At 38.9% G+C, this 14,161-nt stretch carries 13 protein-coding genes; 2 read left to right on the forward strand and 11 right to left on the reverse strand.

All coding sequences use genetic code 11. The features are described 5' to 3' along the window. Positions 1 to 117: 117 nt before the first annotated feature. From J3U69_RS06455 to J3U69_RS06500, 10 genes are all read right to left on the reverse strand, one after another. Positions 118 to 363: a type B 50S ribosomal protein L31 gene (locus tag J3U69_RS06455; RefSeq protein WP_103752340.1), complete on the reverse strand. Its 246-nt coding sequence runs from the start codon at positions 361 to 363 to the stop codon at positions 118 to 120. A gap of 114 nt (positions 364 to 477) precedes the next feature. Further along, positions 478 to 1,320, reverse strand: coding sequence for a transporter substrate-binding domain-containing protein (locus J3U69_RS06460; RefSeq protein WP_267413440.1), 843 nt, complete (start codon positions 1,318 to 1,320; stop codon positions 478 to 480). Between the two features lie 9 nt (positions 1,321 to 1,329). After that, the gene (locus J3U69_RS06465; protein ID WP_267413441.1) at positions 1,330 to 2,070 is read right to left on the reverse strand and encodes an amino acid ABC transporter ATP-binding protein; all 741 of its coding nucleotides are present in this window, start codon (positions 2,068 to 2,070) and stop codon (positions 1,330 to 1,332) included. Between the two features lie 9 nt (positions 2,071 to 2,079). Beyond that, positions 2,080 to 2,754 carry an amino acid ABC transporter permease gene (locus J3U69_RS06470; protein ID WP_267413442.1) on the reverse strand — a complete coding sequence of 225 codons (675 nt, stop codon included), beginning with the start codon at positions 2,752 to 2,754 and terminating at the stop codon, positions 2,080 to 2,082. Continuing rightward, positions 2,735 to 3,394, reverse strand: a complete 660-nt coding sequence (locus J3U69_RS06475) for an amino acid ABC transporter permease (protein WP_220232245.1) — start codon at positions 3,392 to 3,394, stop codon at positions 2,735 to 2,737. The genes J3U69_RS06470 and J3U69_RS06475 overlap by 20 nt, the downstream gene beginning before the upstream one ends. Before the next feature lie 390 nt (positions 3,395 to 3,784). Then, on the reverse strand, positions 3,785 to 4,693 hold the full coding sequence (locus J3U69_RS06480; RefSeq protein WP_103752335.1) for an L-lactate dehydrogenase: 909 nt from the start codon (positions 4,691 to 4,693) through the stop codon (positions 3,785 to 3,787). Between the two features lie 153 nt (positions 4,694 to 4,846). Next, a complete protein-coding gene (rbsK, locus tag J3U69_RS06485; RefSeq protein ID WP_267384536.1) occupies positions 4,847 to 5,761 on the reverse strand; it encodes a ribokinase in 915 nt (304 codons plus the stop codon). A 125-nt stretch (positions 5,762 to 5,886) separates the two neighbouring features. After that, on the reverse strand, positions 5,887 to 7,599 hold the full coding sequence (locus tag J3U69_RS06490; protein WP_267413443.1) for a glycoside hydrolase family 3 protein: 1,713 nt from the start codon (positions 7,597 to 7,599) through the stop codon (positions 5,887 to 5,889). A 42-nt stretch (positions 7,600 to 7,641) separates the two neighbouring features. Continuing rightward, positions 7,642 to 9,087 carry a PTS transporter subunit EIIC gene (locus tag J3U69_RS06495; RefSeq protein WP_267413444.1) on the reverse strand — a complete coding sequence of 482 codons (1,446 nt, stop codon included), beginning with the start codon at positions 9,085 to 9,087 and terminating at the stop codon, positions 7,642 to 7,644. Position 9,088: 1 nt separating this feature from the next. Further along, positions 9,089 to 9,952, reverse strand: a complete 864-nt coding sequence (locus J3U69_RS06500; RefSeq protein ID WP_267413445.1) for a PRD domain-containing protein — start codon at positions 9,950 to 9,952, stop codon at positions 9,089 to 9,091. A gap of 340 nt (positions 9,953 to 10,292) precedes the next feature. Between J3U69_RS06500 and J3U69_RS06505 the strand changes: the two genes are divergently transcribed. Continuing rightward, positions 10,293 to 11,606: an APC family permease gene (locus J3U69_RS06505; RefSeq protein WP_220220083.1), complete on the forward strand. Its 1,314-nt coding sequence runs from the start codon at positions 10,293 to 10,295 to the stop codon at positions 11,604 to 11,606. Between the two features lie 33 nt (positions 11,607 to 11,639). Here J3U69_RS06505 and J3U69_RS06510 read toward each other — a convergent pair whose 3' ends face one another. Then, positions 11,640 to 12,554 carry a LysR family transcriptional regulator gene (locus J3U69_RS06510; protein WP_220220084.1) on the reverse strand — a complete coding sequence of 305 codons (915 nt, stop codon included), beginning with the start codon at positions 12,552 to 12,554 and terminating at the stop codon, positions 11,640 to 11,642. A gap of 102 nt (positions 12,555 to 12,656) precedes the next feature. Here J3U69_RS06510 and J3U69_RS06515 point away from each other — a divergent pair, with 102 nt between their 5' ends. Continuing rightward, the gene (locus tag J3U69_RS06515) at positions 12,657 to 14,111 is read left to right on the forward strand and encodes an FAD-dependent oxidoreductase (protein WP_267413447.1); all 1,455 of its coding nucleotides are present in this window, start codon (positions 12,657 to 12,659) and stop codon (positions 14,109 to 14,111) included. The last annotated feature ends 50 nt before the right edge of the window (positions 14,112 to 14,161 follow it).

Raw genomic sequence — 14,161 nt, forward strand, 5'->3', positions numbered from 1 at the left:
CCTAGCTAAAAAGAAATTCCGCTAAAATCAATATTACACTATTAGTTAGCAGCATAATATTAACGTTTTACGTAAAAAAGCAGCCCCAATGGGACTGCTTCCACCAGATCAAAGATATTACTTCTTCATACCATACTTCTTGTTGAACTTCTCGATTCGACCATCTGCTTGAGCAAACTTTTGCTTGCCAGTGTAGAATGGGTGAGAATCTGAAGTAATTTCAACCCGAATTAATGGGTAAGTTTTACCTTCGTAATCTACTGTTTCTTTTGACTTTAAGGTTGAACCAGCAACAAACTTAGCACCTGTTGCGGAATCCATAAAGACAACTTGTTGGTAATCTGGGTGAATGCCTTGTTTCATGTTTATTACTCCTTTGCCATGACTTTATTGCAAGTCATAGATTAATCGATTAACGTCTAATACAATAACATTTTCCAAAATATATTTCAAGACTTAATTATTATACCAGCATCTTTAATCTAAAACAATGTCACTCGGCTTAACTTCCTTACCAAAATACGGTTTTAGTTCCTTATTATAGTCATCGGTAAAGAACTTCTGGTTGGTCAACTTGGTAATTTCTTTATTGGTCCAATCTAAAAGAGAGTTATTGCCTTTTTTCACGGCTGGCGAAATATACTGGTTTGGCCCGATATTTTTAATTCCAACCGTATAAGTCGGATTACGCTTTACCCAAGCATAAAGATACGAGTTGTCATCGGCTAAAGCCGCCGCACGCTTATTTTTCAGGGCATTAAACTGTTGCGTTTTGGAATCAAACTTCAGCAAATTGACGCCGCCTCTTGCCGTAAAATAGTTTTCCGCGGTTGTCCCTTTATTAACAATGATCGACTTTCCCTTCAAAGCTGCCTCACTTTTAAGTGGCGCACTTTTAGGTGAAATAACTCCGACCGAAACTTTCATGTAAGGTCTGGCAAAATCAACCACTTGTTTTCGCTCAGGCGTAACCGTAAAATTGGCAAGAACAATATCGGCCTTATTTGAATTTAACGTATCAACCCGGTTATTGGCATTGACCTGGGTAAACTTTATCTTTACACCAAGATCCTTAGCCATTTTTCTAGCTAAGCGCAAGTCATACCCCCTGCGAAAGCCGTGGTCGTCGACCCAACCATATGGGGGCAAGTCACCAAACACTGCTACACGCAAAACGCCCCGTTTTTTGATTGCGCTAACGCTGCTATCGCTGCCACCCGTACTTTCATTTAAAGAGGATTTAAACCCAAAAAAGCTAATAATTAAAACTACGGCAACAACAATTATACTAATTACCTTATTTTTTGTTTTAACTTTCATGCTTGCTCCTTAAAAATCCATGCTAGCCAAAAAGGCACGCGCACGTGCTGTTTGCGGCTGTGCGAAAAAGTCCTTTCCCGGAGTATTTTCTAAAATCTGTCCGTTTTCTAAAAATAATACTTGATCAGCAATTTGCCGGGCAAAGTTCATTTCGTGCGTCACAATAATCATTGTCTTGTGCTCTTCTTTGGCCAAGTTTGTCATGATTTGTAACACACCACGCACCTTCTCTGGATCTAGTGAAGCTGTCACTTCATCAAATAGCATCACTTCTGGGTGCATAGCTAATGCCCGTACGATCGCAATTCGCTGTTTTTGTCCACCTGACAGTTCCCGTGGATATGAATCCACATAGCCAGTTAAACCTACTCTAGCTAATAGTTTTTCCGCCTCTTTTTTGACTTCTTCTTCAGGCCGTTTTTGCACCTTTGTCGGAGCCAGTAAAATGTTTTCCATTACCGTTAGATTAGGAAAAAGGTCATAGCTTTGAAAGACCATGCCAATCTTCTGCCGCAATTTTTGCCAATTTTTAGCCGATGGCGTAACTTTTTGGTTTTTAAAATAAATTGCCCCATCATTGTATTCTTCAAGACCATTCAAGCATCTGATCAAAGTACTTTTCCCTGAGCCAGATGGGCCAAGCAAGGTTAGTACTTCGCCTTCATGGAGAGTAAAGTTAATATCATGCAAGACATGCCGATCTCCGTAATACTTATTCAAATTTTCAACGTGCAAAATTTCTTTTGTCATTTAATCCACCTATTTCTGTTTTGCAGCTAACTTTTTTGACCAAAGCGATAATGGATAATCGATTACAAAATACAGGACGAAAATCAGTCCGTAAATCCAAAAGACTGCTGTCGGATATTTTTGGTTATTGGCTTCAATTATTTGTTGTCCGACCGCAATGACATCCATAATACTGATCATCATCAATAAAGAGGTCGTCTTGATAACCCTGGTTGCCAAGTTGATCGTAGCTGGCAGTTCGAGTTCCATTGCCTGCGGTAATAAAACATACCGAAATAGTTGCGTCGGACTAAGTCCCAGCGCAAGTCCCGATTCTTTTTGGACAAGCGGAACAGATTCAAGTGCTCCGCGGACAATATCACTAAATTCCGCGGCGACCCACAGTGCAAAAGCCAGAATCGCCATCCAGCTGGCTGGCCAATCGATATGAAAACTACGCGGCAAAATATAATAGAACAAATATAGCAAAACAATTGTTGGTACAATTCTGAAAAATTCTAAATAAAGTCGCAAAATAAACCGAATAATTTTGTTTGGCATTGTACGTAAAATACCAAATAAAGTGCCCAAAATAAGACCAACCGCAAGGCTGACTACCGAAATCCAGACAGATGTCCATAAACCATCGAGGATTCTGGCAAAATTGTTGCCGGTAAAAATGACATCAATCGCCGAATGTGCCATAGCGCACTCTCCTTTCTAGGTAGTTCAGGATTAGGATTACCGGAATTAAAATAATCGCGTAGGCAATTACCAGCATTAACAAATATTCATTGGAACGATAATACATTCCAATTAAATCAAGTGCCGTATTGGTTAATTCCGGAATTGCAATCACTGAGAAAATCGAAGTTTCTTTAATTAGAAAAATGATATTAGCAGTTAAAGATGGCATGCTTAAGGCAAAACCTTGTGGAAAAACCACATAACGGGCTAACTGAAGATTATTCATCCCGAGTGCCTTGCCATCATCAATTTGGGTCGCACTAACGCCAGTGAACCCACCGGTAAATCCTTCCGCCATATAGGCTCCACCAAGAAAAATCAGGCCAATGATGCCACAAGTCATCGCTGACATTTTTAACCCAATTACTGGAAAAGCATAATACAAGAAAAATAGTTGAATTAATAACGGCGTGTTTCGCGCCAACTCAACATAAGCCGCCAATAGTTGGCTTAAGACCGGCACTTTAAAGTACTGCACTAAACTGCTAATCACACCAACGATAATTGCCCCCAGGATTCCAATTAAGGAAAGCCAGAGGGTCAGTTCAAAGGCTTTTAAAAAAATTGGCAAACTTTGAGTAATGATCTGCCAGCTCATTTTCTCTCCCCCACTCCAAAAGAAAAAGACCCAATCATCGCGAGGATTCATGGGTCTTACCTAACAAATAAAAACAATAATCCGCAAATTACACTAGAACTGCAGATTGCTAATTAAACCGTTTTTAAGCGACACACAAATTTCCCCACCGGCTAAATACAAATGAGTTAGACAAACAGACATTTTTGCATTGTACAGTGTTTAAAATTTGAGCCATAATCGCACTTCCTTCAAGTAAAACAGTTGATAAAGTTAATGCTATTCTTATACTTACTTTTTGTCAATGAAATTGCTTTGCGCGACTTTTCCTAGTAGTTCAAGCAATTAGGGCAATAAAAAAGCGTCCATTTTAAAGGACGCTTTACCCAGTAATACTTCTTACAATTTAAACTAGGCTTGAGATTTTTCTTTGATTGTTTCAGCGGATTTTTGCAAAAGACTTTCTTCGTCTGGCGTTAAGTTTAATTCAACGCGAGCAACAATACCGCACCGACCAACAATTGCTGGGTATGACATGTAAGTGCCATATTTTTCTTGATAACTTGAAACCGGCAATTCAGTCCGTGAGTCAGTCAGAATTGCCCGAGCAATTCTAACAACAGCTGCAGAAACGCCATAATTAGTGTAGTGCTTACCCATGAAGACGGTTTGACCACCACGGACAATCTCATCTTCTAAATCTGTCAGTTCCCAAGAAGCGGACTTAGCAAGTTCAGAAATAGGCTTTTCTAATACCTTAACCGTTGACCAAGCAGTGAACTGTGAATTACCGTGTTCACCCAAGGCAAAACCGCTAACTGAACGGGGATCAACATCAAATTTATGAGCAACCACTTTTTTCATTCTCGCAGTATCGAGCAGTGTACCCGTTCCGATAACCCGCTCTTTTGGTAAGCCCGTTAATTGTTGATAAAGGTTGGTAATAGCATCAACTGGATTAGAAATAACCAATAAAATACCGTTAAAGCCACTTTTTTTAATTGATTCAGTGATTGGCTGCAATTGCTTCTTATTGTATTCAAGCTCTTGGAAACGATCGCCCTTTGATTCAAGCGAAATCTTACCCAATGTACTGATCACAATTTCTGCATCTTTAAGTGCACTGTAATCATTAACCGTAATATTGACGTGGTTGGGTAAATTAGCCATTGCATCTTCAAAGTCGACAGCATCAGCGTTAACCTTGCCCTCATTAAGATCAATCATTACCAAGTCATCAACTAATCCTGAAACAATTAATTCATGTGCAACGGTGCAGCCAACGTGCCCATCGCCAATAATACCAATTTTAGTAGTCATAATAGATGTCCTTTCTGTGCTAATTGGACAGCTTAAATTCATGCTGCACCAACAAGTTCATCTTAATTATAATTTTTACCACGTGTAAGTTAAACTATTTTTTACTAATCTAATGATTATGCTAGTCAAAAGACCCGTAAACTATGAAAAAATCTAGTCAACTTGTTCTATTTCTTTTTTATAGGGAATCGATGGCTGAGCACCATAACGCTGTACGGTTAACGATGACGCCTTATTGGCAAAAATAATTGCCTCTTTTAAATTAGAAAAATCAGGCTTAAGGATGCTAGTCATTGCACCGATAAAAGTATCTCCAGCAGCTGTAGTATCAACGGCTTTAACCTTAAACGCTGGCACCAATTCACTTTGACCATTGTAATCATAAAAGGCACCCTTTGAACCAATGGTGATAATCACTGCTTCGACGCCAAGAGCATGTAACTTCGCTGCTGCTTTTTTAGCACTTTCTTCATCACGTACTTGAACACCGGTAATTGTAGCCGCCTCAGTTTCATTTGGTGCGATAAGATCAGTCTGCTTTAACAAAGCAGAAGGAATTTCGGTCATCGCTGGCGCCGGATTCAAAATAGTTTTTATTCCTTCTGCGTGCGCAATTTCAAAGCCCTTAATTGTGGCTTCAACTGGCGTCTCAAATTGGGCAATCACATAATCGCTTTGGCCCAATAAGTCACGCTTTTCAGCTACATCATCAGCATTAAAGCCAGAGTTAGCTCCAGAATAAATTGTGATTGAGTTTTGCCCAGCATCATCAACGGTGATGAATGCCTGACCCGTTGATTCATTGTTAATCACTTTTACACCAGAAGTATCGATTCCTTCTTGCTTTAAAAGCCCTAGCATTTCTTTTCCGGGTGCATCATTTCCAACCGCGCCGATAAAGTTAACTTCGCAGCCTGAGCGAGCAGCAGCAACGGCCTGATTTGCTCCCTTGCCACCAGCAGCAGAATAATGCTCTTTTGCATGAATCGTTTCGCCTGGTTTAACCATTTGCTTAACGCGCAAATTGGTATCTAGATTAATACTACCAATAACAGTAATCTTAGTCATTTTCTCTCCTTATTACCCAAGGCAACCTTGCCCAATAGTTCTCTAAAAAAATAATAGCACACTTGAAATTGCTTTCAAATATGCTACATTATTTCAGTTTATTTAAGCATGATCAATCAGCCTAGTTAAAGATGAGTATCCCAGTAAGTACAAAAGGCATTAACCGGGCTTTTACCCTTAAAAGGCGACTTACCAATTAATTTATCAACTAAAATCACTGGTACGTAATCATTAGCAGTATATGCATTAATATAAGTTTTAACCATTGGAACATCCTGTAAATGATAGGGATTGGCCACAGAAATAAAAATTGTCGGTAATTCATGGATAAACCATGGCACGTTAAAGCCCATTGGTTTAAGCCAATTTAACCTAACCGTTGTTTGATTACTAGCCGTTTTGACATTGGCAAAATAAATAACGGTATCAAACTTAGACTTAATCTTCTTAATTGCACCATTAACCATCAGCTGCTTGAGCTCTTCATCATGTTCATCAAACAAGGTGACTTCAAAGCCCTCTTTTTTTAATTGCTCAATAAACAGTTTCGAAACAGGTGGCTTCCCGCTGGCACTAACAACATCCCCTAGCACAAATACAAGGATGCGCTTATTTTTCTTTAGGGTTAAGGGTAAAGCATTTTCCTTATTCTTAACTAGCGTAATCGATTCATCTGCCAGTTCTTTGGCCCAAGCAACATGCTGCTCGCACTTTAATACTTTCAATGCCTCGCGATCAGGCACCAAAGTATGCTTTTTTTGTTTGACAAATAAATTTAACGTTTCTTTAGTTGCCAAAATTCGCGTGACGGCTTCATCTAAGCGAGCCGAAGAAATGGTGCCATTGTTAACTGCAGCAAGAACAAAATTAAAATCTTCTTCCAAGTCTCGCGTAAACAGGAGCATATCACAACCAGCGTTGATTGCCCGAACAAGCAATTCACTTCTTTTACCCTGACAGCTAAAGCCAGCCATATTAGTTGCATCACTAGAAATTAAACCATTAAAGCCAAGTTTTTGCCGTAATAAATCATGCAATAGTTCATAAGATAACGAACCGGGATAAATATCTTCATCCGCAATTTGAGGGTTAAAGTATCTGGTATAAGCTGGCTGATAAATATGCCCAGCCATTAATGTTAATGCCCCATGAGCAATCATTTCTTCGTAAATATGACCATATGTTTTATCCCATTCAGAAACGCTCAAGGAATTAACAGATGTTAATAAGTGCTGATCCCGATCATCAACACCGTCACCTGGAAAATGCTTAATTGCAACTGCCATGCCTCTTTCTTGGCATGCTCTCATATACTCTAAAGCCATTGCAATTACTTTTTCCGGATCGTTACCGTAAGTGCGGACATTGATAATTGGGTTAGCAAAATTTAGATTGACATCAACTACAGGGGCAAAAGACCAGTTGCACCCTACGGCACCACCTTCTCGTGCCGCAATCAAGCCGAGACGGTAGGCATTTTTGGTATCACCGGAAGCTGCCACCTCAAGCTGGCGGCCATAAAATGTACCATCTAATCCGATACCATCACCACCAGACTCAAGGTTGGCACCAAGCAATAATGGAATAGGTGAGTATTCTTGAATAAAACGTTGCAAAGCCTGAATTTTAGTGCTTTTTTGTGGTCGATACATCATTGCACCGGGCTGATAAGTATCAATTACCTTTTTCAACTCAGCTTCATTTTCATATTTACCAAGTAAACAAAACATCTGTCCCACTTTTTGCCTAATTGACATGTTAGCTAGTACTTGCTTCAAATGGGTGATTTGCTTATCTGAAAGAAAAAAGGGGTTACCTTGTAAATCAACTGTAGTCATCAATAATTTTCCTTTCCTTATTATCAACAGGATAATGACAATTTATGCTGTAACTTTTGCTTTCTTTGGTTTACAAAATACTAAGGTCAAAACAAAAGAAACGACCATCGAAATCGCAACCACAATAACGGCACTGATAATACCCGAAAAGTTAGTGGCATGCGGTGACAGGTAGCACGGAAAGGCAAAAATTCCTTGACCACCCATTTGATAAAATTTTACTCCCATTAACATGGCTAAAATTCCGCCAATAGCTGATGAAAGACAACTAATAATGAAAGGTTTTTTCAGTGGTAAAGTAACTCCATAAATGGCAGGCTCAGTAATTCCAAAGATTGCTGGAAAGATCGAAGCAATTGCATTATCTTTTTGCTTAGTATTCTTAATAATTAAAGCTAATGCACATAAAGCGGCGAGCTGAGTAAACGGACAAGCAATGTTTGCCGCAAAGATGACATCAAACTTTTGCGTAGCAAGATTATTTAAGACGATTGGGATGATTGCATTATGAATACCGAAAATGACTAAAATTTGCCAAGTTCCGCCAATGAAGGCACCGAGCAAAATTGGACTAAAGTGGTATAAAGCTTGGACAATCCAAGCAACGATATTAGAAAGCCAAGTTGAAATTGGTCCAACAATTAACAGCGTCAGTGGTACAGTTACCAGTATTGTAATCATCGGGACTAAAAAATTGGCCACCGAAGTAGGACTAATTTTCTTAGCAAATTTTTGTACGTATGAAGCTGCCCATAGAGCCAAAATTATCGGAATAACCGTCGAAGTATAATTATTCAGCAACACCGGAAGATGTAAAAATGTGATATAAGTCTTCGCTTGTAAAATTGTCCCTGGCATCACCGTAGTAAGTGGCTTGCCCGTCATCGCCTTGAGCAAAGTTGGATAAATGATGGCAGTTGCGATAACCAGTGATGTCATTTGATCAACGTGAAATTTTTTCCCAGCAGTAACAGCTAAAAATACGGGGAAGAAATAAAAAAGGGCATCACCGATCGCATATAAAATAATGTAGGTTCCATCGGTCACTTTTAAAATACCAGCAGTTGTTAAAATGGCTAATAGGCCCTTAATCATTCCGCTAGCACACAAAACACCAAGAATTGGGACAAAAATTCCTGATAACAGGTCAACTGCTTTATCCCATAAAGACTTTTTGTTAGCGATTTTGGCCGAATCCTCTTCTAAAGCAGCTTCGTCTTTGATGGCCTCACCACCGCTAAAATGATAAATTTGATTAATATCGTCAAAAACGGCCTCTACGTGCATGCCAATCACAACTTGATATTGACCATTAGCTTCAATAGTATCAACTATTTCCTTATTGGCTTTAAGTGCAGCTGAATTTGCTTTGCTATCATCCTTTAGCACAAAGCGCAATCTGGTAAAGCAGTGGATGAGCGAGACGACGTTGTCTTCTCCACCCACATTTTTGACAATAAATTTGCCTAATTCGGCATATTTTCCCATCTTACTTCTCCTTTGAAATAATGTTACTTAACATGTTGTGAATATGAAGCACTAAATACGCCCGTTCTTCTAGAAAAATTTTAATGTTAAATTTCTGTTCAAAAGCGGCGCTAAGGCTATTCACACACTCTTTTTCTCTTTGATATTGTTTATCCGTTAGTACGAATAAAATTGATGAGTTGTCATCATTATTTTTATAGTCGTTATTTAAAATTCTTTGAGCAAAAAAGCGAACGTGAGTATCAAAGCGTTGGTAATACAGGGGATCAGCTTTTTTAGCAAAATCGATCTTGAAATAATCGAAAACATAATTAGTAACCCAGTGCACAATTTCCACAATGCGGTAACTATTAAAACGGTTATCTCCTTCCGATTCACTATTAACAATATGAAGCGCAATTGTAGCCGCTTCTTGATCATCAAGTTGGCAGCCCGTCATATTTTGAAGCAGATTAATCCCAAAAAGACCTACCTGGAATTCCTGAGGATAGATTCTTTTAATGTCTAGAAAAAGCGGGTTGGTAATTCTAATCCCTTTTTTAGCTTGCTCGACTGCCCGATACAAGTGATCGGTTAAGGCAAGAACCAAGCTTGGGTTTAGTTCCCGTTTAAGGTCTGCCTTTGCCTTGTCAGCAACATCATTGGCAATTGCATAGTACTCAATTGGAATGTTGACAAGTAGTTTCGCCATTGATGAAGAAATCTCATGGGGTAAGACTGGAAAATAATACTCGATCTTACTTTCATCAATTTCATCACCGATATGCTTGCCAAAAGCGATTCCCCGACCTGTAACAATTAGTTCGTTACCTTCATCGTCGACTACAAAGGTAACGTTATTGTTTATTCCACGCTTAATATGCACGCTTTTTCCCTCCTTCCAAAATGAAAAATAAAAACCTGCTTGTGCACATAACATAATCAGACTTAGTCCAACGATTATTATTATGTGACAAACAGGTTTAGCTTACTATGTGATTTACTAGTAATAACTATCCGATAGTCAAAATTAATTTAGCACACAAAAACCTAGTTGTAAATACTATTCACAGAAATAATTAGAGCGTTTTCAACCCTAATGCTAATTTGGGCACTAGACCAATTTTGCTTAAAAATCTATTTGCCGTGAATTGTTGCTTTTTATTTCGGACGGCATAGCCTATAATTACAATTAATTATTGTAATTTTTAAATAGGGTAATTATTATGAAAAGACAACTCAACTTTTTCGCTGCTTTGGCAACGGTCATGGGAACCATGATTGGGGGCGGTGCTTTTTTCAAGATTGCAAATATCTCATCGCTAACACACAATGCTTGGCTCAGTATTTTAGTTTGGCCACTTGCTGGTTTTATCACATTAATGGCGGGTCTCAGTATTGCAGAACTTGCTTCCGTTTATCCTGAAGATGGTGGACCAGTGAAATATCTCGAAAAGATTTACGGTCCGCAAGTTTCTTTTTTATTTGGCTGGTCCTTAATTATCATTTATTATCCAGCCAACATTGCTGCCCTCTCAATTGTCTTTGCAACGCAACTAAAAGAAATTCCACAATTTAAAAATTGTTCGACAACACTTATTGCTTTGCTTGTCATGTTAACAGTGCTAGTAATCAACTGGTTAGGCTCCAAGTTAAGTTCACAGGTGCAAAAAATAGCTTTGGTAATTAAACTGTTACCAATTATTGCGATTATTGTTTTTGCACTTTTTTATCAAGGCCCTAATCAATTAGCAGGTGCGCCTAGTCCTCATTTGACTACTGCCAGTAGCACAGCGGCTTTTGGTCAAGCCTTGCTAGCAGTTCTTTTTGCCTATGATGGCTGGCTTAGTATAGGTAACCTTGCCAGTGAAATCAAGAATCCCGCTAAAACCTTAGCCCAGGCTATCATTTGGGGTCTGTTTGGCGTTACCATTTTTTATACCTTGCTAAACTGGAGTTATGTCAAAGTTATTCCGTGGAATCAAGTAGTGGGCAATCAAAGTGCTGCCTTGTTAACGGCCCAAAAGTTATTCGGCCACCTAGGCGGAACCATTATTGCTGCCGGAATCTTAGTATCGGTTTTTGGTGCCATTAACGGCCACCTCTTGTTAGGCTCAAGAATGCCCTATGTTTTAGGTAGAGAAAAGAAACTGCCAGCCTCAAACTTTTTTGGCAAGTTAAATAATCAAACAATCGTCCCAACTAACAGCATGCTATTTGAATGCATCATCGCAACAATTATGATTTTTTCAGGGACCTTTGATTCACTAACTGACATGCTAGTTTACGTTTCGTGGATCTTTTCAATTCTCTTGTTCACTGGCGTTTTTGCTTTGCGCAAAAAACATCCAGATTTAGAGCGGCCATATAAAATCCCCTGGTACCCACTACCACCGATTTTGGCAATCTGCGGTGCATTGTTTGTTGTTATTACCACAACTTTGACACAGCCAATTTTAGCAATCATTGGCATTTTATTGACGCTGAGTGGCTGGCCCGTTTACCTTTATGTTCAAAAAAAGAATAAACAACTAGAATAAAAAGCTTTGTCCAAAAGTGGGCAAAGCTTATTTTTATATCCTGAACTGCTTTAACGATTGCACAAAACTTTTAAGTGCACGAGAGCGATTATTTTTTAAGTAAATTAATTGCATCGCATACTCTTGATTTTGTTGTTGTGAACGAAACTGCCGGTACACAATTTCCGAGTTAGGCTGCATGATGTAATCAATTAGTCCTCGAGGAATATAAGAAATACCCTGGTTTAACGCAGTGTTTGTTAGTAGCTGCTCAATTGAAGAGACACGTTCAATTTGATAATTATGCTCATTTTTATTTAAAGTAGCAGCAAATGTCTTGCGCATAAAATCAGAGTTTTCACTACTGTAATAAAAAAGCGTCGCCCCGTCTAAATCATTTTCATCAATATATTTTTTCTGACTTAACTTATTCTGTTTACTAATTCCTAATACCATTTCGTTGGAATACACCGAAACATATTCATACAATTCTGCCTGTGGAATATCATAACTACCATAATGGTTAATGTATGCACAATCGAGCTTGTTTAAGACTAAATCCGCCAGGCAGTGCTCAACGCTTTCTTCCATCGTAAAAAAGGAAATCTTCGGCGACAATTGTAATTTCCGATAATTAATAATCTCTTTTTCCATAATGTATGCGTCAAAAATCGAAAAATAGCCAATTGATAGCGTCTGCTCCGTTGACTTAGAGATGTGCTTTAATTCAGAAACCGTTAGATCAAAATTATTTAAATACTCTTGTGCTCGCCCAGCAAAATATTTACCAGCTGGTGTAAGACTGATGCGATTATTAGTACGGTTAAACAGTTTTACGCCAATTTCATTTTCTAATCGTGAAATTTGGCGCGAAACTGCCCTTTGCGTTACATAACGCTGCTCAGCAACTCGACCAAAACTACCCTGTTGAGCAACCGCTAAAAATACTTTTATTTGTTCACTATCCATTTGTTTTACCCGTACTTTAATGTCCTAGTCTCGACTGAAATAACTATAACATACTGACGCTGTAAGCGGTTATAATTTTTGGTGAGAAAAGGAGATTTTGATATGGAAATCAAAAATGATTATGATGTTATAGTTGTTGGTGGCGGTGCTGCTGGTTTTACAGCCGCTTATCAGGCCAGTCACCGGGGATTGTCAGTTTTAGTAGTTGAAAAAGGGCACAATACTGGCGGCAGTGGTGAATACATTGAAGGCGCATTTGCAGTAGATTCATATTTGCAAAAAGAGCATCATGTTAAGCTGACTAAAGAAGATGTCCTTAATGAGGAATTAAATTATTCTCATTATCGTGCAGATACAAAAGTCTGGCAGGAATACATTGCTGCTTCGGCAGATATCATTAAATGGTTAAAAGATCTTGGCGTAGAATATCTTGATGTTGCTCCTTTAGGCAGCGGCTATCGCACATGGCATTTATTCAAGGGATTAGGCAAGGCTGTTATCCACAACGTTTTAGAACCGAAAGCAAAAGAGCAAGGGACCGATGTAGTTACTTCGACTACTGTAACCAAAGTTAATTTGGATCAAGATGGTCAAGTTACCAGCGTAGTTTTGGAAGATCTTGCTACTCATAGTCAAAAGACCGTTGCCACTAAGGCGGTAGTTTTAGCAACCGGTGGCTATTTAAACAATCAAGAATTAATTAAAAACGAAACTCATTATGACCCGGACCAATTAATTCCTGTTAATTCTGAAAAGAATACGGGAGATGGTTTAAAACTAGCTTGGTCTGCTGGTGCACAAAAATATGCGATGGGAACTGCCATGCTCTTTGGAGGTTACCTCAAAGACCACACCAAGCCAGGTTACGTTTACCGTTATTCCGAATTAAACGGAGCAGCAGACCAGCAATCTCTTCTTTGGGTTAACGAAAACGGCGAGCGATTTGTTAACGAAGAGGTCGTCGATAACTTTGCCCTAGCTGGTAATGCCCTCTTTACTCAGGGTAAGGTCTTTACCATTTTGGATCAAAGCACGATTGATTATTTGAATGACGAACACATTTATAAGCCAATGGGTACTTGGGATTACCACGATACTCGTTTACCGCACCTTAAGGAAGAAATTCAGCAAGCCTTTGCCGAGAATGCACCTTACTTGACTAAGGCAAATTCAGTTCACGAACTGGCCCAAAAGATCGGGTTGGTCGATTTAGAAAAGACCGTTACGCGGTATAATCAACTTGCTCATGATGGTCAAGATTTAGACTTTGGTAAAAAAGCGGACTTCATGATACCCGTCGAAAATGGACCATTTTATGCAATTGAGTTAGGAATCGGCGCCTTTTGTACAATGGGTGGTCTCAAAACTGATACTGAGCACAAAGTATTGGATAAAGATGGTAAACCAATTACAGGATTATACGCTGCGGGTAACGATGCAGCGGGAATGTTAATTGGTGATACATATGGTCCAAATATGCCAGGAACTGAAGCTGGCTTTGTATTCTATTCCGGCAAACATGTCGCTAACGTAGTTTACGATCAAATTAAGGGTTAATTAACGAATTCAATCCCTAAATAATTCTAGTAAAACTTAAAATTTTAAAA

The organism is Lactobacillus sp. B4026 (genome assembly GCF_026535825.1).
In the GTDB taxonomy this organism is placed as follows: domain Bacteria; phylum Bacillota; class Bacilli; order Lactobacillales; family Lactobacillaceae; genus Lactobacillus; species Lactobacillus panisapium.